Origin of the sequence: Sphingobium sp. HWE2-09 (assembly GCF_035989265.1) — a bacterium.
In the GTDB taxonomy this organism is placed as follows: domain Bacteria; phylum Pseudomonadota; class Alphaproteobacteria; order Sphingomonadales; family Sphingomonadaceae; genus Sphingobium.
Genome location: NZ_JAYKZX010000003.1, coordinates 1,687,386 through 1,708,047 on the forward strand (window position 1 = coordinate 1,687,386; position 20,662 = coordinate 1,708,047).

Annotated in this window: 24 protein-coding genes and 1 tRNA gene; 10 read left to right on the top strand and 15 right to left on the bottom strand. The window is 63.5% G+C overall.

Annotated features, from left to right (window positions below; translation table 11 throughout):
- Nucleotides 1-81 precede the first annotated feature (81 nt).
- From rplU to U5A89_RS13590, 3 genes are all read left to right on the top strand, one after another.
- On the top strand, nucleotides 82-447 hold the full coding sequence (gene rplU, locus U5A89_RS13580; protein WP_338161612.1) for a 50S ribosomal protein L21: 366 nt from the start codon (nucleotides 82-84) through the stop codon (nucleotides 445-447).
- Between the two features lie 34 nt (nucleotides 448-481).
- The gene (rpmA, locus tag U5A89_RS13585) at nucleotides 482-751 is read left to right on the top strand and encodes a 50S ribosomal protein L27 (protein ID WP_338161613.1); all 270 of its coding nucleotides are present in this window, start codon (nucleotides 482-484) and stop codon (nucleotides 749-751) included.
- A gap of 306 nt (nucleotides 752-1,057) precedes the next feature.
- Nucleotides 1,058-1,633 (top strand): GNAT family N-acetyltransferase, encoded by a 576-nt coding sequence (locus U5A89_RS13590; RefSeq protein ID WP_338161614.1) that lies wholly within the window; start codon nucleotides 1,058-1,060, stop codon nucleotides 1,631-1,633.
- 51 nt (nucleotides 1,634-1,684) lie between these two features.
- On the opposite strand, the gene U5A89_RS13595 is transcribed toward U5A89_RS13590, so the two are convergent.
- From U5A89_RS13595 to U5A89_RS13605, 3 genes are read right to left on the bottom strand one after another with little or no spacing between them, the layout of a single operon-like run.
- Nucleotides 1,685-2,245: a hypothetical protein gene (locus U5A89_RS13595; RefSeq protein ID WP_338161615.1), complete on the bottom strand. Its 561-nt coding sequence runs from the start codon at nucleotides 2,243-2,245 to the stop codon at nucleotides 1,685-1,687.
- Nucleotides 2,242-2,787, bottom strand: coding sequence for a GNAT family N-acetyltransferase (locus U5A89_RS13600; RefSeq protein WP_338161616.1), 546 nt, complete (start codon nucleotides 2,785-2,787; stop codon nucleotides 2,242-2,244). The genes U5A89_RS13595 and U5A89_RS13600 overlap by 4 nt, the downstream gene beginning before the upstream one ends.
- Nucleotides 2,788-2,818: 31 nt before the next feature.
- Nucleotides 2,819-3,670, bottom strand: a complete 852-nt coding sequence (locus U5A89_RS13605; protein ID WP_338161617.1) for a metal-dependent hydrolase — start codon at nucleotides 3,668-3,670, stop codon at nucleotides 2,819-2,821.
- 53 nt (nucleotides 3,671-3,723) lie between these two features.
- Here U5A89_RS13605 and U5A89_RS13610 point away from each other — a divergent pair, with 53 nt between their 5' ends.
- The 4 genes from U5A89_RS13610 (at nucleotide 3,724) to U5A89_RS13625 (ending at nucleotide 7,617) form a co-directional block, all read left to right on the top strand.
- Entirely contained in the window at nucleotides 3,724-4,341 is a 618-nt protein-coding gene (locus tag U5A89_RS13610; RefSeq protein WP_338161618.1) for a TetR/AcrR family transcriptional regulator, read from the top strand.
- A gap of 30 nt (nucleotides 4,342-4,371) precedes the next feature.
- Nucleotides 4,372-5,469 carry a GTPase ObgE gene (gene obgE, locus U5A89_RS13615; protein ID WP_338161619.1) on the top strand — a complete coding sequence of 366 codons (1,098 nt, stop codon included), beginning with the start codon at nucleotides 4,372-4,374 and terminating at the stop codon, nucleotides 5,467-5,469.
- Nucleotides 5,470-5,568: 99 nt separating this feature from the next.
- On the top strand, nucleotides 5,569-6,696 hold the full coding sequence (proB, locus tag U5A89_RS13620; protein WP_338161620.1) for a glutamate 5-kinase: 1,128 nt from the start codon (nucleotides 5,569-5,571) through the stop codon (nucleotides 6,694-6,696).
- Nucleotides 6,697-6,702: 6 nt separating this feature from the next.
- Entirely contained in the window at nucleotides 6,703-7,617 is a 915-nt protein-coding gene (locus U5A89_RS13625) for an NAD-dependent epimerase/dehydratase family protein (protein WP_338161621.1), read from the top strand.
- A 182-nt stretch (nucleotides 7,618-7,799) separates the two neighbouring features.
- On the opposite strand, the gene U5A89_RS13630 is transcribed toward U5A89_RS13625, so the two are convergent.
- The 4 genes from U5A89_RS13630 to U5A89_RS13645 all read right to left on the bottom strand — a co-directional run bounded on the left by U5A89_RS13630 (nucleotide 7,800) and on the right by U5A89_RS13645 (nucleotide 11,959).
- Nucleotides 7,800-8,537, bottom strand: coding sequence for a proteasome-type protease (locus U5A89_RS13630; RefSeq protein ID WP_338161622.1), 738 nt, complete (start codon nucleotides 8,535-8,537; stop codon nucleotides 7,800-7,802).
- Nucleotides 8,538-8,565: 28 nt separating this feature from the next.
- On the bottom strand, nucleotides 8,566-9,438 hold the full coding sequence (locus U5A89_RS13635) for a transglutaminase family protein (RefSeq protein ID WP_338161623.1): 873 nt from the start codon (nucleotides 9,436-9,438) through the stop codon (nucleotides 8,566-8,568).
- A gap of 39 nt (nucleotides 9,439-9,477) precedes the next feature.
- The gene (locus tag U5A89_RS13640) at nucleotides 9,478-10,410 is read right to left on the bottom strand and encodes an alpha-E domain-containing protein (protein WP_338161624.1); all 933 of its coding nucleotides are present in this window, start codon (nucleotides 10,408-10,410) and stop codon (nucleotides 9,478-9,480) included.
- Between the two features lie 139 nt (nucleotides 10,411-10,549).
- A complete protein-coding gene (locus U5A89_RS13645; RefSeq protein WP_338161625.1) occupies nucleotides 10,550-11,959 on the bottom strand; it encodes a circularly permuted type 2 ATP-grasp protein in 1,410 nt (469 codons plus the stop codon).
- A 288-nt stretch (nucleotides 11,960-12,247) separates the two neighbouring features.
- On the opposite strand from U5A89_RS13645, the gene U5A89_RS13650 reads away from it, so the two are divergent.
- Together U5A89_RS13650 and U5A89_RS13655 are read left to right on the top strand one after the other, a co-directional pair.
- Nucleotides 12,248-12,324: transfer RNA gene (locus tag U5A89_RS13650), tRNA-Met, on the top strand.
- A gap of 93 nt (nucleotides 12,325-12,417) precedes the next feature.
- Nucleotides 12,418-13,656, top strand: a complete 1,239-nt coding sequence (locus U5A89_RS13655) for an NAD(P)/FAD-dependent oxidoreductase (RefSeq protein WP_338161626.1) — start codon at nucleotides 12,418-12,420, stop codon at nucleotides 13,654-13,656.
- A 67-nt stretch (nucleotides 13,657-13,723) separates the two neighbouring features.
- On the opposite strand, the gene U5A89_RS13660 is transcribed toward U5A89_RS13655, so the two are convergent.
- Both U5A89_RS13660 and U5A89_RS13665 read right to left on the bottom strand, forming a co-directional pair.
- Complete coding sequence (locus U5A89_RS13660) at nucleotides 13,724-14,197, bottom strand: 2'-5' RNA ligase family protein (protein ID WP_338161627.1); 474 nt, start codon at nucleotides 14,195-14,197, stop codon at nucleotides 13,724-13,726.
- A 49-nt stretch (nucleotides 14,198-14,246) separates the two neighbouring features.
- Nucleotides 14,247-14,786: a peroxiredoxin gene (locus tag U5A89_RS13665; protein ID WP_338161628.1), complete on the bottom strand. Its 540-nt coding sequence runs from the start codon at nucleotides 14,784-14,786 to the stop codon at nucleotides 14,247-14,249.
- 109 nt (nucleotides 14,787-14,895) lie between these two features.
- Here U5A89_RS13665 and U5A89_RS13670 point away from each other — a divergent pair, with 109 nt between their 5' ends.
- Nucleotides 14,896-15,315 carry a sugar transporter gene (locus U5A89_RS13670; protein WP_338161629.1) on the top strand — a complete coding sequence of 140 codons (420 nt, stop codon included), beginning with the start codon at nucleotides 14,896-14,898 and terminating at the stop codon, nucleotides 15,313-15,315.
- A 98-nt stretch (nucleotides 15,316-15,413) separates the two neighbouring features.
- Here U5A89_RS13670 and mltG read toward each other — a convergent pair whose 3' ends face one another.
- The 6 genes from mltG to fabD form a co-directional block, all read right to left on the bottom strand.
- Nucleotides 15,414-16,385, bottom strand: a complete 972-nt coding sequence (mltG, locus tag U5A89_RS13675; protein WP_338163055.1) for an endolytic transglycosylase MltG — start codon at nucleotides 16,383-16,385, stop codon at nucleotides 15,414-15,416.
- A gap of 121 nt (nucleotides 16,386-16,506) precedes the next feature.
- Entirely contained in the window at nucleotides 16,507-17,766 is a 1,260-nt protein-coding gene (gene fabF, locus U5A89_RS13680) for a beta-ketoacyl-ACP synthase II (protein WP_338161630.1), read from the bottom strand.
- Nucleotides 17,767-17,937: 171 nt separating this feature from the next.
- Complete coding sequence (locus U5A89_RS13685; RefSeq protein WP_007689016.1) at nucleotides 17,938-18,171, bottom strand: acyl carrier protein; 234 nt, start codon at nucleotides 18,169-18,171, stop codon at nucleotides 17,938-17,940.
- A 209-nt stretch (nucleotides 18,172-18,380) separates the two neighbouring features.
- Nucleotides 18,381-19,121 carry a 3-oxoacyl-[acyl-carrier-protein] reductase gene (fabG, locus tag U5A89_RS13690; protein WP_338161631.1) on the bottom strand — a complete coding sequence of 247 codons (741 nt, stop codon included), beginning with the start codon at nucleotides 19,119-19,121 and terminating at the stop codon, nucleotides 18,381-18,383.
- A 1-nt stretch (nucleotide 19,122) separates the two neighbouring features.
- Complete coding sequence (locus U5A89_RS13695) at nucleotides 19,123-19,554, bottom strand: GxxExxY protein (RefSeq protein WP_338161632.1); 432 nt, start codon at nucleotides 19,552-19,554, stop codon at nucleotides 19,123-19,125.
- Between the two features lie 49 nt (nucleotides 19,555-19,603).
- Nucleotides 19,604-20,539, bottom strand: coding sequence for an ACP S-malonyltransferase (gene fabD / locus U5A89_RS13700; protein ID WP_338161633.1), 936 nt, complete (start codon nucleotides 20,537-20,539; stop codon nucleotides 19,604-19,606).
- Nucleotides 20,540-20,662 lie beyond the last annotated feature (123 nt).

Here is a 20,662-nt window from a genome sequence, read left to right on the forward strand (position 1 = left end):
GCCACATTCCCGCGCGGGTCGGCAAGGCATCATGTCTTTGGTGAGCTGCGTAAAGCAGATTTGAACGAGAAGAGACAAGCCATGTTCGCTATCGTGCGCACAGGCGGCAAGCAGTATCGCGTCGCCGCCGGAGACAAGATCGTCGTTGAAAAGCTGGCTGGCGAAGCCGGCAATTCGGTCACGCTGGACGACGTCCTGCTGGCCGGTGAAGGCGGCGACCTGAAGGACACCGCCAAGCTGACCGTCGCGGCCGAAATCATCGCGCAGGCGAAGGGCGAGAAGGTCATCGTCTTCAAGAAGCGCCGTCGCCACAATTATCGCCGCAAGAACGGCCATCGTCAGAACCACACGATCCTGCGGATCGTGTCGATCGGCGGCGAAGGCAAGAAGGCCGACAAGGCTGCCGCCAAGACCCAAGACGCAGCGCCAGCTGCTGCCGAAGCCTGATCGCTTCCGGCCAGATATTCTAGGAGTTTAGACAATGGCACATAAAAAAGCTGGCGGTTCGTCGCGCAACGGTCGCGATTCCGAGTCGAAGCGCCTTGGCGTGAAGAAGTTCGGCGGTCAGGAAGTGATCGGCGGTAACATCATCATTCGCCAGCGCGGCACGCGCGTCTATCCGGGCCGCAATGTCGGCATCGGCAAGGACCACACGCTGTTCGCGCTGAACGAAGGCCGCGTGGTATTCCACACCGGCAAGCTCGGCCGCAAATATGTGTCGGTTGACGCGCAGGCCCAGGCCGCCGAATAACGGACGATCGATGACGGATCGTCCCCCGCAACAGGGGCGATCCTCCCGGTCAAAGCCATAGGGCACTGACCGGTTTTCGAGGGAAATAAGGGGCGCTCCTTGTTTGGGAGCGCCCCTTTTTCCGTTGCGCGTTTCTTGCCGGAACGCGTCCGATCGACAAAGCGGCATTTCTCTCCCGATTTCCCTCAAACCGTTGGAACTCCATGCCTTTTCGCGCGTCTAGCGGGCAGGATTTCAGCCGGAAACCACCGTCGTCAAGCCGTCATCAATATCGGCTAACGGCGCACGATAAGAGGAGAGACGAGAATGTTCGCCCGTACCCCCCGCCTGCTCCTGCGTCCCGGCTGGATGGAGGATGCCGCCGCCCTGGCGCAAGCCATTGGCGACCCTGCGATCCTGCGCAACCTCAGCCGTGCGCCCAGCCCTTATCAGCTGGACGATGCGCAGGCATTTTTGGCGCTGCCGCAGCATCCGCAATTGCCCCGCCTGCTGGCCTTCACCCGCACGCAGGGCGCCCCGCGCCTGGTCGGCGGATGCGGCGTCCATCTGGACGAGGATGGCACGCCGGAAATCGGCTATTGGATCGCCCGCCCTTATTGGGGGCTGGGCTTCGCGACGGAGGCTGCGCGCGCGGTGCTGAGCATGGCGCGGGCCAATGGCGTGCGCGACATCCGCGCCCGCCACTTCGCCGACAACCGCGCATCGGGCAACGTCCTGCGCAAACTGGGCTTCCGCGCCACCGGGCAGACGGCGCAATGTTACAGCTTGGGTCGCGACGCGATGGTCGATTGCCTGTTGTTCGAAGAAGGCGACGCCGTGAGTAATTGCAACGACCCGGCGATGGACCTGTATCGCGACGCGCTGGTGCCCATGGCAGCGTAAGAATGACAATCGGGGCGTCGGCAGTCCGCTGTCCGCGCCCCGATCACCACATCAATCGATGATCGCGGTCGAACCGGACGGAAAATCGACGCCGGAAAATTCTGGATAGGCGCCACGCAACAGGGCGACCTGCTGCGCATTGTCGATCCGGACGAGATGCCACTGCCCGTCATCCTTGATCGCCAGCGTTTGGGTTTTGCTCTGTATCTTGCCCGCATCGGGAATGGCGATGACGCTCTGCGTCGGGATCAACATATAGGTCCGGCTTTTGTCAGGCGTCGCGGCGACCTGCGCCGCTTTCATATCCATGCCAAAGGACAGGAAGGTCATCCCGTCGACCGCTGCGACGGCCTGCGCGGTGACCATCGCCTTCAACCTACCGTCCGGCAGGCCGACCTTCTCCGCCATGAAGCGCAACAGACGCGGCGGAATGAAATCGATGCTTTGTTCGATACGCCCCGCCTTCATCGCCGCATCGAACGCCGCAATCCGGCTTTCGATCATCGCCCGATCGGCCTGCGCAATCTCCTGCGCCTGAACCGGCGCACCAGCCGCTCCCGTCATCACCAGCAGCGCGGGCAGAGCGAGCGCCATCAGCCTCGCCATCCTCATGCCGTCACGCCTCTGCTTGCCCCTTTGGGCCGGTCGAATATGCGGGTCGGCTTGCCGCCCAATTCCGTATCGGTCAGGACGTTGAAACCCAGCTTGTTGGCAACCCTGATCGACGCATAATTGTCCGGATCGATCATGCAGCGCAGCGAGGGCGCTTCGACATGCGCATCGGCCCAATCCAATATCGCCTGCATCGCTTCGGTGGCGACACCCCTGCCCCAGGCCGGCGGACCAAGCACCCAGCCAACCTCCGGCACGCCTTCCAGTTCTGGCAGGCCACGCTCCGCGCTCAGCAACCCCGCCTCGCCCAGAAAGGCGCCGTCGTCGCGATCCTCGATCACCCACATGCCATAGCCCAGCAGCGCCCACATCCCCGCATAGCGCAGGATGCGAAACCAGACCGTCTGGCTGTCAAGCGCCGCTCCGCCAATATGCCGCACGACGTCGAGGTTGGCCCATAGCATGCGGCAGGCGGCATAATCTGCCACCCGATGCGGGCGCAGGATCAGGCGGGGCGTGTGCAGCGTCGGGGCATCGATCATCGCCCGATAAAAGACGCCTCTGGCGCCCCGGTCAAGCGACCGCCGGCAAAGCGCCATCCGGCCGGGCATCGGCATAAGGACTATCCGCCAACGCGATCAGCGCGCGGTCGTCCACCTGCCAGGGATGAAAGCCGGGCAGAAAATAGTGCACCCACGGTCCGGCGACCCGGCGCAATATGCCCGGCCTGACCAGCGCGTAATACAGCAGTCCACCCCAGGCGCGACGCCCGGCGACACCGTCCTGCGCCAGCAGATCCATCATCCCGCGCGCGCGATGATGCAGAAAATGCTTCGTTACGATCAACATCATGGCCGTCCTCACCCACCAGCGTTTGAACCGGCTCCAGTCGCGGGTGGCGTGAACCCACGTGTCGTGCGCCACGCCCTTATGCTCGATCTCCTCGATCGCGTGCCAGCGCCACAACGCCGCCACCTCCGGGTCTGCCCCTTCAAGATAGCGCGGCTCCCTAAGCAATTCATGCGCAAGAATGGCGGTGAAATGCTCCAGCGCCATGGTCGCGGCCAGGCTGGCGATCGGCGGGCGTTGCTTCGCCAGGTCCAATATCATCGTCACATCGGCGTCGAGGCGGGACACGTCATAGCCATGGTCGGTCACCTGCCGGTTGAAGGCCAGATGTTCGCGGCTATGGACGACCTCTTGTTTGATGAACGCCGCGATCTCACCCACCAGCCGGTCCGGCACCCCGTCACGAAAGGCGCGGACGCTGTCGATGAAATAAGTCTCCCCGCGCGGAAAGGTGATCGACAGCGCATTGAAGAAAGCCGTGGCGATCGGATCGCCATTCAGCCAATGTCGCGCCGCTGCACGATCGCGCCCGAAACGGCGGTCGCGCGGCGTTATGGTGAGGTCGGTCGGGGTCATGGGTATGTCTCCGTCGCTACTTACATTGATGTAAATAAGAGTTGCTTACAATCATGTCAATAAAACGCGCGCGCCTCAGCCCGGATGAAAGCCGCCTCGTCGCCGTGGAGGCGGCGCGCGATCTGCTGATCGAGGCAGGGCCACAGGCGGTCACGCTGAAGGCGGTGGCGGAGCGCATCGGGCGAACCCACGCCAATCTGCTGCATCATTTCGGATCGGCCGCGGGATTGCAGAAGGCGCTGGCCGCGCATCTCGCCGACACGATCACCGCCAAGATCGGCGAGGCGGTGGACGCGGCGCGACGCGGCGAAGTCAGCCCGCGCACGATCGTCGACATGACCTTCGACGCCTTCGACCGGGAAGGCGCCGGCGCGCTCGCAAGCTGGATGCTGGCATCGGGCAATGAGGATGCGCTCGACCCCGTCGTGGCGGCGATCCACCGCCTGGTCGACAAACTGTCGGCAAGCGCGCTCACGCCCAGCGTCGCCGAACTGATCCGCGACAATACGCTGATGCTGGTGCTGCTGGCGTTGGGCGATTCGCAACTGGGCGGCGCAATGGCCGCCGCGCTTGCCCTGCCGCGCGAAAAAGCGCGCGAAATCGCCACGCGCAGCCTGACATTCGCGCTGATGCAGGAGGCAGCCGCCATAGCGGCACAGGCTAAGGTTTAACTTTGCGCGATTAAAGGTTATGGGCGCGCCATGCATTTTCTCGATCAAGCCAAAATCTATATCAAATCCGGCTGGGGCGGCCCCGGCGCGGTCAGTTTTCGTCGCGAAAAATATGAGGAATATGGCGGCCCGGACGGCGGCAATGGCGGCAAGGGCGGCGACATCATCTTCGAAGCAGTCCAAGGCCTCAACACCTTGATCGACTTCCGCTACACCCAGCATTTCAAGGCGCAGCGCGGCACGCCCGGCATGGGCAAGAATTGTTATGGCGCGGGCGGCAAGGATCTGATCATCCAGGTGCCGGTCGGCACGCAAATCCTGTCCGATCCCAAGCCGATCGAAGGCAGCGAGGACGAAGACGGCATCCCCGATTATGAGGATCAGGACGTCCTGGCCGACTTTACCGAGGTCGGGCAGCGCGTCACTTTCCTGCGCGGTGGTGATGGCGGCCGGGGCAACATGTCGTACAAGACCAGCACCAACCGCGCCCCGCGTCAGCATGGCACGGGCTGGCCAGGCCAGGAAATGTGGGTGTGGCTGCGGCTCAAGCTGCTGGCCGACGTCGGCCTGGTGGGCATGCCCAACGCTGGCAAATCGACCCTGATCAACCAGGTGACCAATACCAAGGCGAAGGTCGGCGCCTATGCCTTCACCACCACCAAGCCGCAATTGGGCGTGGTGCTGCACCGCGACCGCGAATTCGTGCTGGCCGACATTCCCGGCCTGATCGCGGGCGCAGCCGAAGGCGTCGGCATCGGCGATCGCTTCCTGGGACATATCGAGCGATGCCGCGTGCTGCTGCACCTGATCGACGCGACGACGGACGATCCGGTCGAAGCCTTCCATATCGTGACCGAGGAACTGGCCGCTTATGGCGAGGGGCTGGACGAAAAGCCGCAGGTCGTGGTGCTCAACAAGGGCGACCTGTTGGGCCAGGAGTTGATGGAAGATATCGCCGACCAGTTGCGCGACGAAGCGGGCGTGGAGGATGTGTTCATCATTTCCGGCGCAACCGGCGAAGGCGTGGGTCCGCTGCTCGACGCCGTGCTGCTGATGATGGACGAAGACAGGCGCGAGGCGCAAAGCGAGAGCGAAGCGGACGGTGACGGGACATGGTCGCCTATCTGACCGCGCCATAGCCCTACCTCCGTTCGGTTCGAGCTTGTCGAGAACCCTGCGCGAGGTTCTCGACAAGCTCGAACCGAACGGATGTTGTTTTAAACCGCCATGAATGCCCTTTCCGGTTTCCCCCCTGCCCTGGTCCGCCGCCTGGTCGTGAAGATCGGGTCCGCGCTGCTGGTCGATCCGGCGGGCGCAGTGCGGGTGGACTGGTTGCGGACGCTGGTGGCCGATATCGCCGCGCGCAAGGCCGCGGGGCAGCAGCTCATCATCGTCTCATCCGGCGCGATTGCGCTGGGCGCACGGCGCTTGAAACTGCCCAAGGGCGGTCGCGGATCGCTGGAGGATGCGCAAGCAGCAGCGGCCACCGGCCAGATCGCCCTGTCGCAATGCTGGGCCAGTCTGCTGGACGAAAAGAACATCACCGCGGCCCAGATGCTAGTGACGCTGGACGATCTGGAAAATCGCCGCCGCTACCTCAACGCGTCCGCCACGCTGGAACGGTTGACGGCGCTGGGCGTCGTGCCGGTCGTCAACGAGAATGACAGCGTGGCGACGGCCGAAATTCGCTTCGGCGACAATGATCGGCTGGCGGCGCGCATCGGACAGGCGGCACGGGCTGACGCGGTTGTGCTGCTTTCCGATGTCGACGGGCTTTACACCGCCAACCCGCACGCCGATGCGAGCGCCATGCTGATAGAGACGATAGAGACGATCGACGCCCGTATCGCGGCGATGGCGGATGGCGGCTCCGCATCCGGTATGGGATCGGGCGGCATGGTGTCCAAAATCCAGGCCGCGCGGATCGCCACCGGCGCGGGCGCGCATCTGGCGATCATTTCGGGCAAGGTGGACGCCCCGCTGTCGCACTGGGCCGATGGCGGCAAGGGATCGATCTTCCTGGCCGCCCAGGGAAAAGGCGCGCGCAAGGGCTGGCTATCGGGGCGGCTGACCACGCGCGGGCGCATCATCGTGGACGCGGGCGCGGAACAGGCGCTGGGCAAGGGCAACAGCCTGTTGCCCGCCGGGGTCGCGCGCGTCGAAGGTGTGTTCGATCGCGGCGACGTGGTCGATATCGTGACACAGGACGGCCAGGTGATCGCACGCGGCCTCATCGAATATGACAGCGAAGCAGCGGCGAAGATCGCGGGCAAACGCAGCGAGGATATCGCCGCCTTGCTGGGCGAAATGCCGCGATCGGTGCTGGTCCATCGCGACCATCTGGCGATGGTCTGATCCGCCATGGTGTTTCGCATTGCCATGACCGGCGCGACGGGCTTCGTCGGCGCAGAAACGCTGGAGCAGGCGCTGGGCGACGGATTGCGCGTCAACGCGCTGACCCGCCGGGCGCAGCCGCCCCGCGCGAAGCTGAAATGGGTGCACGGGTCGCTGGAGGACAGCGCCGCGCTCGATACGCTGGTGCGCGATGCCGATGCGGTGATCCATATTGCAGGCGTCGTCAATGCACCGGATCGTGACGGTTTCGAAGCGGGCAATGCGCGCGGCACCATGGCGGTTGTCGATGCGATGCGGCGCCGCGGGATCAAGCGGCTGGTCCATGTCTCATCCCTCGCCGCTCGTGAACCGGGCCTGTCCGACTATGGATGGTCCAAGGAACTGGCCGAAAAACATGTGAAGGCCAGCGGGCTGGATTGGACGATCATCCGCCCGCCTGCGATCTACGGTCCGGGCGACCGGGAAATGCTGGAACTCTTCCGCATGGCCAAGCGCGGCGTCATGCTGCTGCCACCGGGCGGGCGACTGTCGGTGATCCATGTGGGCGACCTTGCCGCCCTGCTGCTGGCGGTGGCGCAGGAAAGCGAGAACAGCCTGACGCGCAGCTACGAGGTGGACGACGGCACGCCGGGTGGATGGGACCATAGGGATTTCGGCGCGGCAATCGGCCGGGCGGTGGGCCGATCGGTCCGCACGCTGGCGACGCCCGAATGGCTGCTGACCATCGCAGCACGGGCAGACCGAATGGTGCGCGGTAAAAATGCGAAACTGACCCCCGACCGGGTCGATTATTTCTGCCATCCCGACTGGGTCGTCACCAAACGCAAGCAGCCGCCCAAGCGCCTATGGCTGCCGCAAATACGCACGGAAGACGGGCTGAAGGCGACCGTGGCCGCCTATCGCTTGAAGGGGTGGCTGTAGAGCGATATTTAGTCAAATAGTTGGTTTAGCAGCAATACATCGCATCAAACCAACGCATAAAGCTGTGACATCTTACGGTAAATCCATCTAACGTCGCCCGGCTCTATAACGCTTGATCCACGGCAACCAGGTCACAGACCCTCGCCAAGTCGCGACCCTAGCGGACCGTAACACCGCGTCGCTCAATCCAGAACGTTGGGCAAATCCTCAAACCCCTTGCGCAACGCAGCGCCCCAGCCCTGCGAAATACGGTTGAATTCCTCATTATCCGCCTCGATCCGCGTACGGACGCGGAAGTCGAACGCGTCGGTGGGGATCACCGTCAGGTCCAGCGGCATACCGACCGACAGGTTGGAGCGCAGCGTCGAATCCATCGACACTAGCACCGCCTTGGTCGCGTCCTCCAGGCTGGTGTCGCGCTGGATGATGCGGTCCAGGATCGGCTTGCCATATTTATGCTCGCCAATCTGGAAGAAGGGCGTGTCTTCGGTCGCCTCGATGAAATTGCCGGCCGAATAGATGAGGTAGAGGCGCGGCTTGCCGCCCTTGCGCTGGCCCGCGATCATGATCGACGCGCCTGCGCCCGAACCGCCCATCTCGATATTCTCGCGATAGCGCTGCTGCATCTTCTGCATCGCGTCGCCCACGATCTGCGCCACGCGATGCATGGTGTCGCAATTGAGGATCGTCTCGACCTCGGGGTCGAACGTGGCTTCCTTGATCGCTTTGCTCAGCGTCGCTTTCACCCCCTGAGTGATTGACAGATTGCCCGAACACATCAGCGTGATCGCCCGGTCGCCCGGCACATGATAGGTGAAGCTCTTTCGGAAGCGCGCGATATTATCCATGCCCGCATTGGTGCGGGTGTCGGACAGCATGACCAATCCCTGGTCCACGCGCACCGCCACACAATAAGTCATCGACCGCCCGGCTCCCGGTTATTCTGGTTCAATCCTGCGGATCGGGCGGCGGAATGCTTTGTTGTTGCTGCCGTTGCAGCTGCCGTTCCTCAACTCCGTCCTCCGCCTGCGCGATACGGACATCGGCGTCAATCCATATATCGCCCATGATCGTGACCGAACCACGGATCGGCGCAGCGTCGTCCGCGTCCAGCCCGCTGGCCAGACGCAGATAGCGTTCGGTCACGCAGACCTGGTTGGAGGGATCGAACCCGATCCAGCCCAGTCCCGGCACATGCGCTTCGGCCCAGCCATGAGTTTCGTGCAGCGCATCGCCGTCCCCCGCCAGCAGATATCCCGACACATAGCGCGCAGGCCGCCCCAGCGTGCGGGCGGCAGCGATGAAAATCTGGGCATGATCCTGACACACGCCCGCTCCCAAAGCGAAAGCCTGCGCCGCGGTAGTGCCCGAATTGGTCACGCCCGCCCGATAGCGCACTGCGTCCCACACCGCCGCCGACAGCGCATGAAGTTGCGCCAGCGGCCCGTCCCCGGCGGGCAGCGCGCGCGCCATGGCGACGATCGCGTCGGAAGCCTCCGTCAGCGGCGTATCGCGCAGGAAATAGCGCGGATCGACCCGGCTATCGAGATGACCGACCACGCCATGGCTTTCGCGCGTATCGACCAGCCCCTCCGCCACGATCACTGCATGGTCCAGCCGCTCGTGGCTGATCCAGGTAGCCTCCATTTCGCCATAGCTGTTGCGGCGAAATCCGGTCAGCGGCACGTCGTTGATGCTGACCTGCCAGTCCAGCACCGTCTGCGTCGGCGTATCCACGGGCATCAGCTTCAATCGCATCGCCACACGCCCGGCAACGGCCGAGTAGCGATAGATGGTTTGATGGCGAACGAGCAATTTCATGGAACGCCCCCCTTCTGTCAGACCCCGCGCCGACCCCCGTCAGCCGAAATGATAGGCCTCTGCTATTTCCGCGCCCAGCCGGTTGGTGGACGACAGCCCATGCTGCACCGTTTCATGCAGCCCGAACCGGAAGATTTCGCCGCTATCCAGCTTCTCCAGCGCCGCGACCATGTCGTGCACCGTTTCATGGCAGGCCGCTCGCGCATCATGCCACCCCGCCAGTCGGTTGAGCCGATAGGCGAGTTGGTCGTAGCAATAGGCGACGCTGCGCGGAAACAGCCGATTGAGCATCAGGAAATCGGTGATCTGCCAGGGCGTATAGGTGCCGCCATAGACATGATGATAGGCGCGGCTGCCCGACAGCGCGTGCAGCACCGACGTCCATTGATAATGGTCGCGATTGCCGCCGATCACTTCGGTTTCAGGCAGCAGGACATAATATTTGACGTCCAGCAGCCGCAACGTCATCTGCGCCCGTTCCAGCGCGGACCCGGCGCGCAGGAAATCATGGCCTTCATTGCGCAACTGGCCCGAATGGGCGGCCCCGCGAAAGGTCATGACCCGGGTCTTCACCCAATCGATCAGGGTCGGCAGCTGCTGTCGCGCTTCGCCGACATCATAGCTGTCCAGCTTGCGCCAACCCTCGTTCAGCGCTTCCCACATATCCTGCGTCAACATGGTGCGCGCCGACTTGGCGTTGGCGCGCGCCTTGAGCAGGCAGGAGCGGATCGAACTGGGATTGTCCGCGTCCAGCATCATGAAGGACACGGCGTCGCTTTCGGTGACGATCGTGTCTTCGGGGAACTGATGCCCCGCACCGGTGGCCCGCACGACCGACCGCCATTCGTCGCGATGATGCGCGCCGGGCAGGATCGCCATCCGCTGCCCCATGGTCAGCAGCCGCGCAGTCGCCTCCGCCCGCTCCATATAGCGCGCCATCCAGAATAGATTTTCGGCGGTCCGGCTCAGCATTTGGTCATGCCTTCTGCTTCCGTCATTCCCGCGAAGGCGGGAACCCATCTCCCGAGCGTTGCGCCTGGGGTTAGGTTTGGAGATGGATCCCCGCCTTCGCGGGGATGACGATTAGGGTGAGTGGACGGAATAGCCATCATCAGTCCTGCAACACCCAGGTATCCTTCACCCCGCCGCCCTGGCTGGAATTGACCACCAGCGACCCTTCGGTCAGCGCGACGCGGGTCAGGCCGCCCGGCACCAGCCGGATCTGCTTGCCGACCAGGCAATAGGGGCGGAAATCGGCATGGCGGCCGACCACCGCCGCAGGGCCGAGCGTCGGCACGGTCGACAGGTCCAGCGTCGGCTGGGCGATGAACTCGCCGGGATTGGCCCTGATCCGCGCGGCATAGGCGGCGATTTCGTCTTTGGTCGATTTGGGACCGATCAACATGCCGTATCCGCCTGATCCATGGACTTCCTTGGCGACCAGTTCGTGCAGATTTTCCAGCACATAGGCCATCTCGTCCGGCTTGCCGCACTGCCAGGTCTGGATATTGTCCAGGATCGGCTTCTCCCCCAGGTAGAAGCGGATCATTTCCGGCACATAGATATAGACCGCCTTGTCGTCCGCGATCCCCGCCCCCGGCGCCGACGCCAGCGTGACGCCGCCATTGCGATAGACGTTGAAGATGCCCGGCACGCCCAGCAGGCTGTCGGCGCGGAACACCAGCGGATCGAGATATTCGTCGTCGATCCGGCGATAGATCACGTCCACCGCCTTGGGACCAAGCGTCGTCTTCATATACACCCGGTCGCCGTCCACGAACAGATCGGCCGGCTCGACCAGTTCCACGCCCATCAGGTCGGCCAGGAAACTATGCTCATAATAAGCGCTGTTGAGCGAACCGGGGGTCAGCACGACCACCACCGGATCGCCCTTGCACGCAGGCGGCGCGACTTCCTTCAGGCTCTTGAGCAGTTCGGCGGGATAATCGTCCACCGGCGCGACGATGCCCTGGTTGAACAACTCGGGGAACATGCGAGTCATGATCTCGCGGTTTTCAAGCATGTAGGACACGCCCGAGGGGGTGCGGCAATTATCCTCCAGCACCTCGAAACTGCCCGGCCCCGTCCGCACGATGTCAATGCCGACGATATGGCTATAGACCTTCCCCGGCGGGGTGAAGTCGGCCATTTCCGCCAGATAGGCGCTGTTGCGATAGATGATGTCGGCGGGCATGATCCCCGCCTTCACGATCTCGCCACGATGATAGACGTCGTGCAAAAAGGCATTGAGCGCCCGCGCCCGCTGGCGGATGCCCTTGTCCAGCACGCGCCATTCCTGCGCGGTAAAGATGCGCGGCAGCAGGTCGAAGGGGATCAGCCGTTCCGGGTCACCGCCCTCGCCATAGACGGCGAAGGTGATGCCGATCCGGCGAAAGATCGCCTCCGCTTCATCCATGCGACGGTTGAGCCCGGCGATACCGGTTCGCTCCACCCATTGCTGCACCTCGTCGTAGCAGGAGCGTACCGAACCATCCGGCTCAAACATTTCATGGAAGGGCAAGTGGACGTTCCTCCCTCGGCTCAAAATGGCCGGTTGTGCGTCGCAACATTAGGGCGCGGTGCTGGCGGGATTGCAACATAAAAATCATATTTCCACCACGCCCGACGACGATTGCCGTCGAGGTCGCGCCAAACGTCCATAGCGGCGCGTCCGACCATGGCCCACGCCAGGAAAAATCATGCGATGAAGCAGCGCGCAAGATTTGCGCAAAACCCCGTTGACCCGCTCACCATCGCTGCGTATAGCGCCGCCTCACCGCAGGGTAGCAACCCCTGCCGTTGCCCATGGGGCGGAGTAGCTCAGCTGGTTAGAGCAGCGGAATCATAATCCGCGTGTCGGGGGTTCAAGTCCCTCCTCCGCTACCAACTTATCACGATATCGACACATATCCCGCTTGCCTCCCCCGGCAAAGCGCGCCAATCAGCCTCGCAAAGAAGGACAAGGAGGATATTGGGCGGATGAGCTATTATGACGTTCTGATCGTGGGCGCAGGCCATGCGGGCGCGCAGGCCGGGATAGCCTTGCGACAAGCTGGCTTCGACGGGTCGATCGCCATGATCGGCGACGAACAATATCCTCCCTATGAACGTCCGCCGCTCTCCAAGGAATATTTCGCCGGAGACAAGAGCTTCGACCGCATCCTCATCCGCCCCGCCGCCTTCTGGGGCGAACGCAATATCGACATGCTGCTGGGCCGTCGGGTCAAAAGCGTCGATCCTGTGGGCAAGTTCGTGACCGCAGGCGGCGAAGAGATCGGCTATGGCAAGCTCATCTGGTGCACCGGCGGCAGCCCCCGGATGCTGACCTGCAACGGCGCGGACGCCGCCAATGTCCATGCCGTGCGGCGTCGCGACGATGTCGATGCGATGATCGCCAAGATCGACAGCATCGATCATGTGACGATCGTCGGCGGCGGCTATATCGGGCTGGAGGCGGCCGCCGTCCTGTCCAAATTCGGCAAGAAAGTCGTGCTGCTCGAAGCCTTCGACCGCGTCCTGGCGCGCGTGGCTGGCGAAGACCTGTCGCGCTTCTACGAGGCGGAGCATCGCGCCCATGGCGTCGATCTGCGCACCGGCGCACAGATGGACTGTATCCAAGTGAAGGACGGCCCCACCGGCAACAGGGCGACCGCCGTGCTGATGCAGGACGGCGAACGGATCGACACCGACATGGTGATCGTGGGCATTGGCATCATCCCCGAAACCGGCCCCTTGATCACGGCCGGGGCGGCAGGCGGCAATGGCGTCGATGTGGACGAATATTGTCGCACGTCGCTGCCGGACATCTATGCCGTGGGCGATTGCGCCTCCCACGCCAATCGCTTCGCAGGCGGCGCGCAGATGCGGCTGGAATCGGTGCAGAACGCCAACGACCAGGCAAAGGTCGCCGTGGCGCACATCATGGGCAAGGAAGAGGCTTATGACGCCGTGCCCTGGTTCTGGTCAAACCAATATGATCTGAAGCTGCAGACCGTCGGCCTGTCCACCGGTTTCGATCAGGCGATCACCCGCGGCGATCCGGCCACGCGCAGCTTCTCCGTCGTCTATTTGAAGGGCGGCAAGGTGATCGCGCTTGATTGCGTCAACATGGTCAAGGATTATGTCCAGGGCCGCGCCCACGTCCTGTCCGGCGCCGCGCTGGATCAGGCGCAGCTGGCAGACGCCAGCATACCGTTGAAGGAAGTCGGCCTGGCCTGACGGACTTACCCGCCCTCCGACTACCCGCGAAGCAGCGTCCCCGGCCTTGGCCGGGGAGCCGCCGCCCCTACCCCCGAAAGCTGGCCTTCACCGCCAGTTCCCACGGCCCGCCGCGATAGTGCCAGGCGGCCAGGCCAGCGATGACGAACGGGCGCGGCTGGAACTGCGCCCGCAGCGCCTCCGCCAGCCGCTTAGCCTGCGCTGGCGTAACCTTATTTTGGACCGTCACATGCAGCCTTGGCCGCGCCTGATCCTGCGGGGTCAGAAGCCCGGTAAAGGCCTCGGCCAGGTCGTCGCGCATCGCCAGCAGGTCCGCGCTATCGATGCGATAGGCCACGCCCTGCCCCAGCAGCATGACATCGCTCAACCGCGCGACCGGCGCCGGGCCACGGCACAGCGCCTTGATCCGGTCGCCAACCTCCCCCAGCAGCGAGGGCGGCAGATGGTGGAACAGGGTGATATGCGCGGACAGTACATTACGCTCGGGCGGAAAATGCGCGCGGCGCAATCCGTCCGCCCAGGCGAAGTCCGCCGCCCCCATCAATGCGCTGACGATGATGGGGGCGGGACCGGTCGACAGCGGGCGGGTGTCAGCCAGCCGCCTGCGCCTTCAGCCAGTCCAGCACCGGCTCCGGCCGGGTTTCGCCATAGGGATCATCATCTTCGCCGACATCGTTGATGCCTGGCTCCTCGAACCAGGCGACGACCTTGCCGTCCTCGACCACCATCGCATAGCGCCAGCTGCGGTCGCCAAAGCCCAGATGATTCTTCTTGATCAGCATCCCCATCCGCCGGGTGAAATCGCCGGACCCGTCGGGCAGCAACTTCACATTGCGCACGCCCAACTGCTTGCCCCACTGGAACATGACGAATGCGTCGTTGACCGATACGCAATAGACGTCGTCCACGCCGACCGCCTTGAAATCGTCGTAAAAGCGTTCGAACGCCGGGCATTGCTCGGTCGAGCAGGTCGGCGTGAAGGCACCGGGCAGCGAGAAGACGACCACCCGCTTGCCTGTGAACAGATCGCCGGTTTCGACATCCTGCCAGCGAAAGGGATTGGGGCCTTCGACCTGATCATCGCGTATCCGGGTCTTGAGCGTCACATTCGGTATCGATCGTCCCAGCACTACGCGTCTCCAACATCCATGCGCCGCTTCCGTGCGGCACCGAACGCGTATATGCTCGCATGGCAGCGGCGCATCAATCGTCGGCCGCACTGACGGAAGGAAATAGTCCATGCGCGCGCCACGCTATGTCACCGCCATCGCCATCATCATCCTGCTGTGGAACCTGATGGGCGTCGCCGCCTTCGTCATGCAATATCAGGCGGACCTTGCTGAACTCGCCAGGACGGATCCCAGCACGGCGAAAGCCTTTGCCGCGATGCCCGGCTGGGCCTGGGCCGCCTATGCCGTGGCGGTGGGCGCGGGCACGCTGGGCGCCATCCTGCTGCTGGCGAGGAAAGCGACCGCGGCTCCGCTGTTCCTCGTCTCGCTGATCGCTGTGCTGGTCCAGTTCGGCTACACCTTCCTCGGCACCGATCTGGTCGCGGAAAAGGGGCTGGGCGTCGCGGCCTTTCCTGCCCTGATCATCATCGTGGCGATCGTTCAGCTGCTCTACGCCCGGTCGCTGGTGACGAAACGCGTCTTGCGCTGACGATCAGACGGCGCTCAGCTTGACGGACCGCCGGATCGTACGTCTAGGCGATAGCAACAGAGCGGAGGGTGGCCACGGCAAGCCCGCCCGTCGCAGGCTCACAACTCCCCGCGCGCGCGCCGGATTTCGAACCATTTACGCACATTCTCATTATGCTGCTGATAGGTATCGGCAAAGATATGCCCGCCCTTGCCGTCCGCGACGAAATAGAGCGCCTTGGTTTCCGCCGGATGCAGCACCGCCAGGATGGACAGCCGCCCCGGATTGGCGATCGGCCCCTTGGGCAGGCCGACCATCGCGTAGGTGTTGTAATCGTTGACCGCCGCGATTTCCGACTTGCGGATGCGGCGGCCCAGCGGCTTGCCCTTGGTGATCGGATAGATGATCGTCGGGTCCGCCTGCAGCATCATATTGGCGCGCAGCCGGTTGCTATAGACCCCCGCGACCATCGGCCGTTCCGACGGGACGCCGGTTTCCTTCTCTACGATGCTCGCCAGGATAATCGCTTCCCTGGGCGATTTGGCGATCGTGTTGGGCGCGCGCTCCGCCCATAGCTGCGCCAGCGCCTTGTCCATTGCGTCTTGCATGCGTTTCAAGACCGCAGCGCGCGGCTCGCCTTTGTCGAAGGCATAGCTGTCGGGCAGCACGCTACCCTCTTCGGGCACCTTGATGGTGCCTGTCAGCTGGTCGTTCGCCATCAACCGCTCATAGACCAGAACCGACGGCATGCCTTCTGGGATGGTGACCAGCCGGGTCAGCGTCTTGCCGCCTTGCAGGATAGACAGAATATCGCTGTTGCTGGCACCCGCAGGCAGGACGAACTCGCCCGCCTTGATCGACTTGCCCGCGCCGAAGACCTTCGCCCGCGTCAGGAACGCATCGGCCGATCGCACCGCGCCCGCCTGCTTCAGCAACACCGCCGCATCGGACAGCGTCGCCCCTTCCGGCACGGTGATGCTGACATCCTGTTTCGCCGGGCCTTGCTCGCTCCAGCCATAAACGAAGCGAAAGCCGATAAAGGCCGCGACGGCCAGCCCGATCAACAGGATGACGCAGCCGAAGCGGCGCATGGGACTGGTCGCGGATCGCTTCGCCATAATATTCCCATGTTCCCCGGCAAAGGCCAAGGTCCGGTTCAGAATGTGGGTCTGGACCCCGACCTTCGCCGGGGAACAGCCTATCGGTCTTGCCTCAGATCGCCTTCATGATCAGCGAGGCATTGGTGCCGCCAAAACCGAAGCTATTGTTCAGCACCGCGCGCACCTTGCGCTCCTTCGCCACATGCGGGACCAGGTCCACGCCCTTGCAGCTTTCGCTCGGCTCATCCAGGTTCAGCGTCGGCGGCACGATGCCGTCGCGCATGGCGAGGATGCAGAAGATGCTTTCGACAGCGCCCGCGCCGCCCAGCAGATGGCCGATCGCGGACTTGGTCGAACTCATCGACATATTGCCGATCTGGTCGCCGAACAGGCGGCGCACGGCCCCCAGTTCCAGTTCGTCGCCCAGCGGGGTCGACGTCCCATGCGCATTCACATAGTCGATATCGTCCAGACTGAGGCCCGACTTCTTGAGCGCCATCTGCATCGAACGGAACGCGCCGGAGCCTTCGGGGTGCGGCGCGGTGACGTGATAAGCATCGCCCGACAGGCCGTAACCCAGCACCTCGGCATAGATTTTCGCGCCGCGCGCCTTGGCCCGCTCATATTCCTCCAGCACGACCACGCCCGCGCCTTCGCCCATGACGAAACCGTCACGGTTGACGTCATAGGGGCGGCTGGCCCGCGTCGGATCGTCGTTGAAGCCGGTCGAGAGCGCCCGCGCCTGCGCGAAACCAGCGATGCCGATCGGGCAAATTGCGCTTTCCGCGCCGCCCGCCAGCATCACGTCGGCATCGTCCATCGCGATCATGCGCGCGGCGTCGCCGATCGAATGGGCGCCGGTCGAACAGGCGGTGACGACGGCATGATTCGGCCCCATTAGGCCATATTTGATCGACACCTGACCCGAAATCAGGTTGATCAGGCGACCATGGACGAAGTGCGGCGAAACCCGGCTCGGCCCCTTGTTCGCCAGCACCAGCGATTCGCTTTCGATGCCCGGCAACCCGCCGATGCCCGACCCGATCGAACAGCCCGCGCGCAGGCGCTCTTCCTCGGACATGTTATCGAGGCCCGCGTCGCGCAGCGCCTGGCTGGCGGCGGAAATGCCGAACACGATGAATAGATCGACCTGACGCTGGATCTTGTGATCCACATCGTCCGACGCGTTATAGCCATATTCATGCTCAGGCGGCTTCACTTCGCACGCGATGCGGCATTTATAATCGGTCGGGTCGAAGCGCGTGATCGTCGCGGCGCCGGATTTGGACGCGATGATGTTCTTCCATGTGGTTTCCACATCCCCGCCGAGCGGGCTGACCATGCCAAGGCCGGTTACGACGACGCGACGCATATGCTTGCTCCGAAATTTAGTCTTTAGCTCCGCGCCGCTCCGTCTTCGCCCGATGACAAGGACGAACGACACGCCAGATACGAAAAGGCTCCCCGCATTCCGGGGTCACCGGACAGGAGGGAGCCTTTTCCTAACACGAAAGCGACCCGCACAGGCAGGCCGCAAAACGCCTTACTGCTTGCTGTCGATATAGTCGATCGCATCCTTGACGGTCGCGATCTTCTCGGCAGCGTCGTCGGGGATTTCGACGCCGAATTCTTCTTCGAACGCCATCACCAGCTCGACGATGTCCAGGCTGTCCGCGCCCAGATCGTCGATGAAGCTGGCATCCTCGGTCACCTTTTCGGCTTCAACGCCCAGATGCTCGACGACGATTTTCTTTACGCGATCCGCGGTCTCACTCATGAGTGGTCCTTCTTACTGGGTATCGTTGGTGGTTGTGAATAACTGTTAAGGTCATGCCCTAGTGCCAAGCGCCGATAGAGGCAAGAGGCAACGCCGCCAAGCCCCTTCATGCGCTCGGGCACCCATGTGGCGACAAAAAGCCTGCTTTCCAGCCCCCGGTCGTAGGCGTCCGACAAAATTTCCGGACCGTCGATTATTTTCCCCGATGATCAGATCATCGCCATCCCGCCATTCACGTGCAGCGTCTGGCCGTTGACATAACCGGCCTCCTTGCTCGCTAGATAGACGACCGCCGCGCCGATATCGTCGCCGTCGCCCAGGTCACCCACCGGAATCTTCTGCAGGATCGCGCCCTTCTGCGCGTCGTTGAGCGCATCGGTCATCGCCGACCGGATAAAGCCCGGCGCAACGCAGTTCACCGTAATGCCGCGGCTCGCCAGTTCCTGGCCCAGCGACTTGGACATGCCGATGATGCCAGCCTTGGACGCGCAATAGTTGGACTGGCCCGGATTGCCGGTAACGCCGACGACCGACGTGATGGAGATGATGCGGCCGAAACGCGCCTTCATCATCGGCTTGGCCGCCGCGCGGACCAGGCGGAAGGCGGCCTCCAGATTGACCTGGATGACCTGGCTCCACTCCTCGTCCTTCATCCGCAGGATCAGGTTGTCGCGGGTGATGCCCGCATTGTTGACCAGGATATCCAGCCTGCCCCCCAGCGCCTCGACCGCCTGCGGCACCAGCGCATCGACCGACGCCGGGTCGGACAGGTTGCAGACGATCGTCTTATGATCCCCGCCCAGTTCGGCCGCAAAGGCGTTTAGCTTCTCGGCATTGCTGCCCGAAAGCGCCAGCGTCGCCCCCTGCGCCGCCAGCCCTTTGGCGATGGCGGAACCAATCCCCCCCGAAGCGCCAGTCACCAGCGCGGTCATGCCTGTCAGGTCGAACATGTCATTCTCCTTGTTCTTTTTGGTTCACGCGGAGGCGCGAAGACGCGGAGGGGACATAGTCGTTGACTATGCGCTTCACCCCTTCATTGAGCGTGGCGCCGCCGAAGTTGATAAGCAGCCCTACGGGCTGTTTTGTCAGGCGAAGATAGGTCAGCAATTGCTTGGCATGGGCTGCATTGAGCTGCTCCACCGATTTGATTTCGACCAGTAGAGTGCCATCGACCAACAGGTCGATGCGAAATGCGGCATCGAACCGAAGGCCGTCATATTCGACATCGACCGGGCACTGTCGCTCCACCGCATAACCCATGGCGGCCAGTTTGGCCGCCAGGATCATTTCATAGACGCTTTCCAGCAAACCCGGCCCCAATTCGCGGTGCACGCGCAGAGCCAGGTTCAGCACGTCACCGCTGATACGATCGATCTCGGCCAAATACCCTCCGCGTCTCCGCGCCTCCGCGCGAATAAAAATCAAACCAAAATCAAAACGCGCCCAGCGCCGCCTCGATATCGTCCATCGTCACGATGCTGCGCACGGTGGCGTCCGGCGCGATACGCTTGACCATCGGGCCGAGCACCTTGCCGCCCACTTCCACGAAGTCGGTCACGCCCGCGTCCCACATCGCACTTACGGATTCGCGCCAGCGCACGCGCCCCGTCACCTGCTCGACCAGCCGGGTCTTGATCTCTTCCCCGTCCGCGATCGGAGCCGCCAGCACATTGGCATAGACCGGCAGCAGCGGCGCGTTGATCGTCGCCTTGCCCAACGCCTCCGCCATCGCATCGGCGGCCGGTTGCATCAGCGGGCAGTGGAAGGGTGCGGACACCGGCAGCAACACGCCGCGCTTGATCCCATGGTCCTTGACCAGCGCGACCGCCCGCTCGATCGCGCCGCGATGGCCGGAAATCACGACCTGGCTCGGGTCGTTGTCGTTGGCGATCGTGCACACTTCGCCCTGCGCCGCCGCGTCGGCCAGCGCCTGCGCCTTCTCGATATCCGCGCCCAGCAGTGCTGCCATCGCGCCTTGGCCCACCGGCACGGCGGCCTGCATCGCCCGGCCGCGCAGCTTCAACAGACGTGCGGTGGTAGTGATGTCGAACGCCTCGACCGCGCACAGCGCGCTATATTCGCCCAGGCTGTGGCCCGCGACATAATCGCCCTTGTCGGCGATCGCGAAGCCGCCTTCCTTCTGCATCACGCGCAAGGTGGCGATGGCGTTCGCCATGATCGCGGGCTGGGCGTTTTCGGTCAGGGTCAGGTCGCTGTCCGGCCCTTCCACCATGATGCGGAACAGATTTTGCGACAGGGCGGCGTCCACCTCCTGAAACAGTTCCCGTGCCGCTGGGCTGGCGTCCGCCAGGGCTTTGCCCATGCCGACGGACTGGCTGCCCTGCCCCGGAAAAAGAAATGCCCGCATCGATTATCCCCTGGCCTTGAAGCGCATGAAAGCGCGTGATTTCAAACACGATACACTTTGAGACATAAATGTCGTTGAGCCGTACATGCCCCTGCGGCAGTCAGGGGCGTAACGGTTCACCCG

Bases quoted from the DNA above. Each gene is read 5' to 3' on its own strand.
- rplU (WP_338161612.1), top strand. From the start codon at position 82: ATGTTCGCTATCGTGCGCACAGGCGGCAAGCAGTATCGCGTCGCCGCC.
- rpmA (WP_338161613.1), top strand. From the start codon at position 482: ATGGCACATAAAAAAGCTGGCGGTTCGTCGCGCAACGGTCGCGATTCC.
- U5A89_RS13590 (WP_338161614.1), top strand. From the start codon at position 1,058: ATGTTCGCCCGTACCCCCCGCCTGCTCCTGCGTCCCGGCTGGATGGAG.
- U5A89_RS13595 (WP_338161615.1), bottom strand. From the start codon at position 2,245: ATGAGGATGGCGAGGCTGATGGCGCTCGCTCTGCCCGCGCTGCTGGTG.
- U5A89_RS13600 (WP_338161616.1), bottom strand. From the start codon at position 2,787: ATGATCGATGCCCCGACGCTGCACACGCCCCGCCTGATCCTGCGCCCG.
- U5A89_RS13605 (WP_338161617.1), bottom strand. From the start codon at position 3,670: ATGACCCCGACCGACCTCACCATAACGCCGCGCGACCGCCGTTTCGGG.
- U5A89_RS13610 (WP_338161618.1), top strand. From the start codon at position 3,724: ATGTCAATAAAACGCGCGCGCCTCAGCCCGGATGAAAGCCGCCTCGTC.
- obgE (WP_338161619.1), top strand. From the start codon at position 4,372: ATGCATTTTCTCGATCAAGCCAAAATCTATATCAAATCCGGCTGGGGC.
- proB (WP_338161620.1), top strand. From the start codon at position 5,569: ATGAATGCCCTTTCCGGTTTCCCCCCTGCCCTGGTCCGCCGCCTGGTC.
- U5A89_RS13625 (WP_338161621.1), top strand. From the start codon at position 6,703: ATGGTGTTTCGCATTGCCATGACCGGCGCGACGGGCTTCGTCGGCGCA.
- U5A89_RS13630 (WP_338161622.1), bottom strand. From the start codon at position 8,537: ATGACTTATTGTGTGGCGGTGCGCGTGGACCAGGGATTGGTCATGCTG.
- U5A89_RS13635 (WP_338161623.1), bottom strand. From the start codon at position 9,438: ATGAAATTGCTCGTTCGCCATCAAACCATCTATCGCTACTCGGCCGTT.
- U5A89_RS13640 (WP_338161624.1), bottom strand. From the start codon at position 10,410: ATGCTGAGCCGGACCGCCGAAAATCTATTCTGGATGGCGCGCTATATG.
- U5A89_RS13655 (WP_338161626.1), top strand. From the start codon at position 12,418: ATGAGCTATTATGACGTTCTGATCGTGGGCGCAGGCCATGCGGGCGCG.
- U5A89_RS13660 (WP_338161627.1), bottom strand. From the start codon at position 14,197: ATGGGGGCGGCGGACTTCGCCTGGGCGGACGGATTGCGCCGCGCGCAT.
- U5A89_RS13670 (WP_338161629.1), top strand. From the start codon at position 14,896: ATGCGCGCGCCACGCTATGTCACCGCCATCGCCATCATCATCCTGCTG.
- mltG (WP_338163055.1), bottom strand. From the start codon at position 16,385: ATGCGCCGCTTCGGCTGCGTCATCCTGTTGATCGGGCTGGCCGTCGCG.
- fabF (WP_338161630.1), bottom strand. From the start codon at position 17,766: ATGCGTCGCGTCGTCGTAACCGGCCTTGGCATGGTCAGCCCGCTCGGC.
- U5A89_RS13685 (WP_007689016.1), bottom strand. From the start codon at position 18,171: ATGAGTGAGACCGCGGATCGCGTAAAGAAAATCGTCGTCGAGCATCTG.
- fabG (WP_338161631.1), bottom strand. From the start codon at position 19,121: ATGTTCGACCTGACAGGCATGACCGCGCTGGTGACTGGCGCTTCGGGG.
- fabD (WP_338161633.1), bottom strand. From the start codon at position 20,539: ATGCGGGCATTTCTTTTTCCGGGGCAGGGCAGCCAGTCCGTCGGCATG.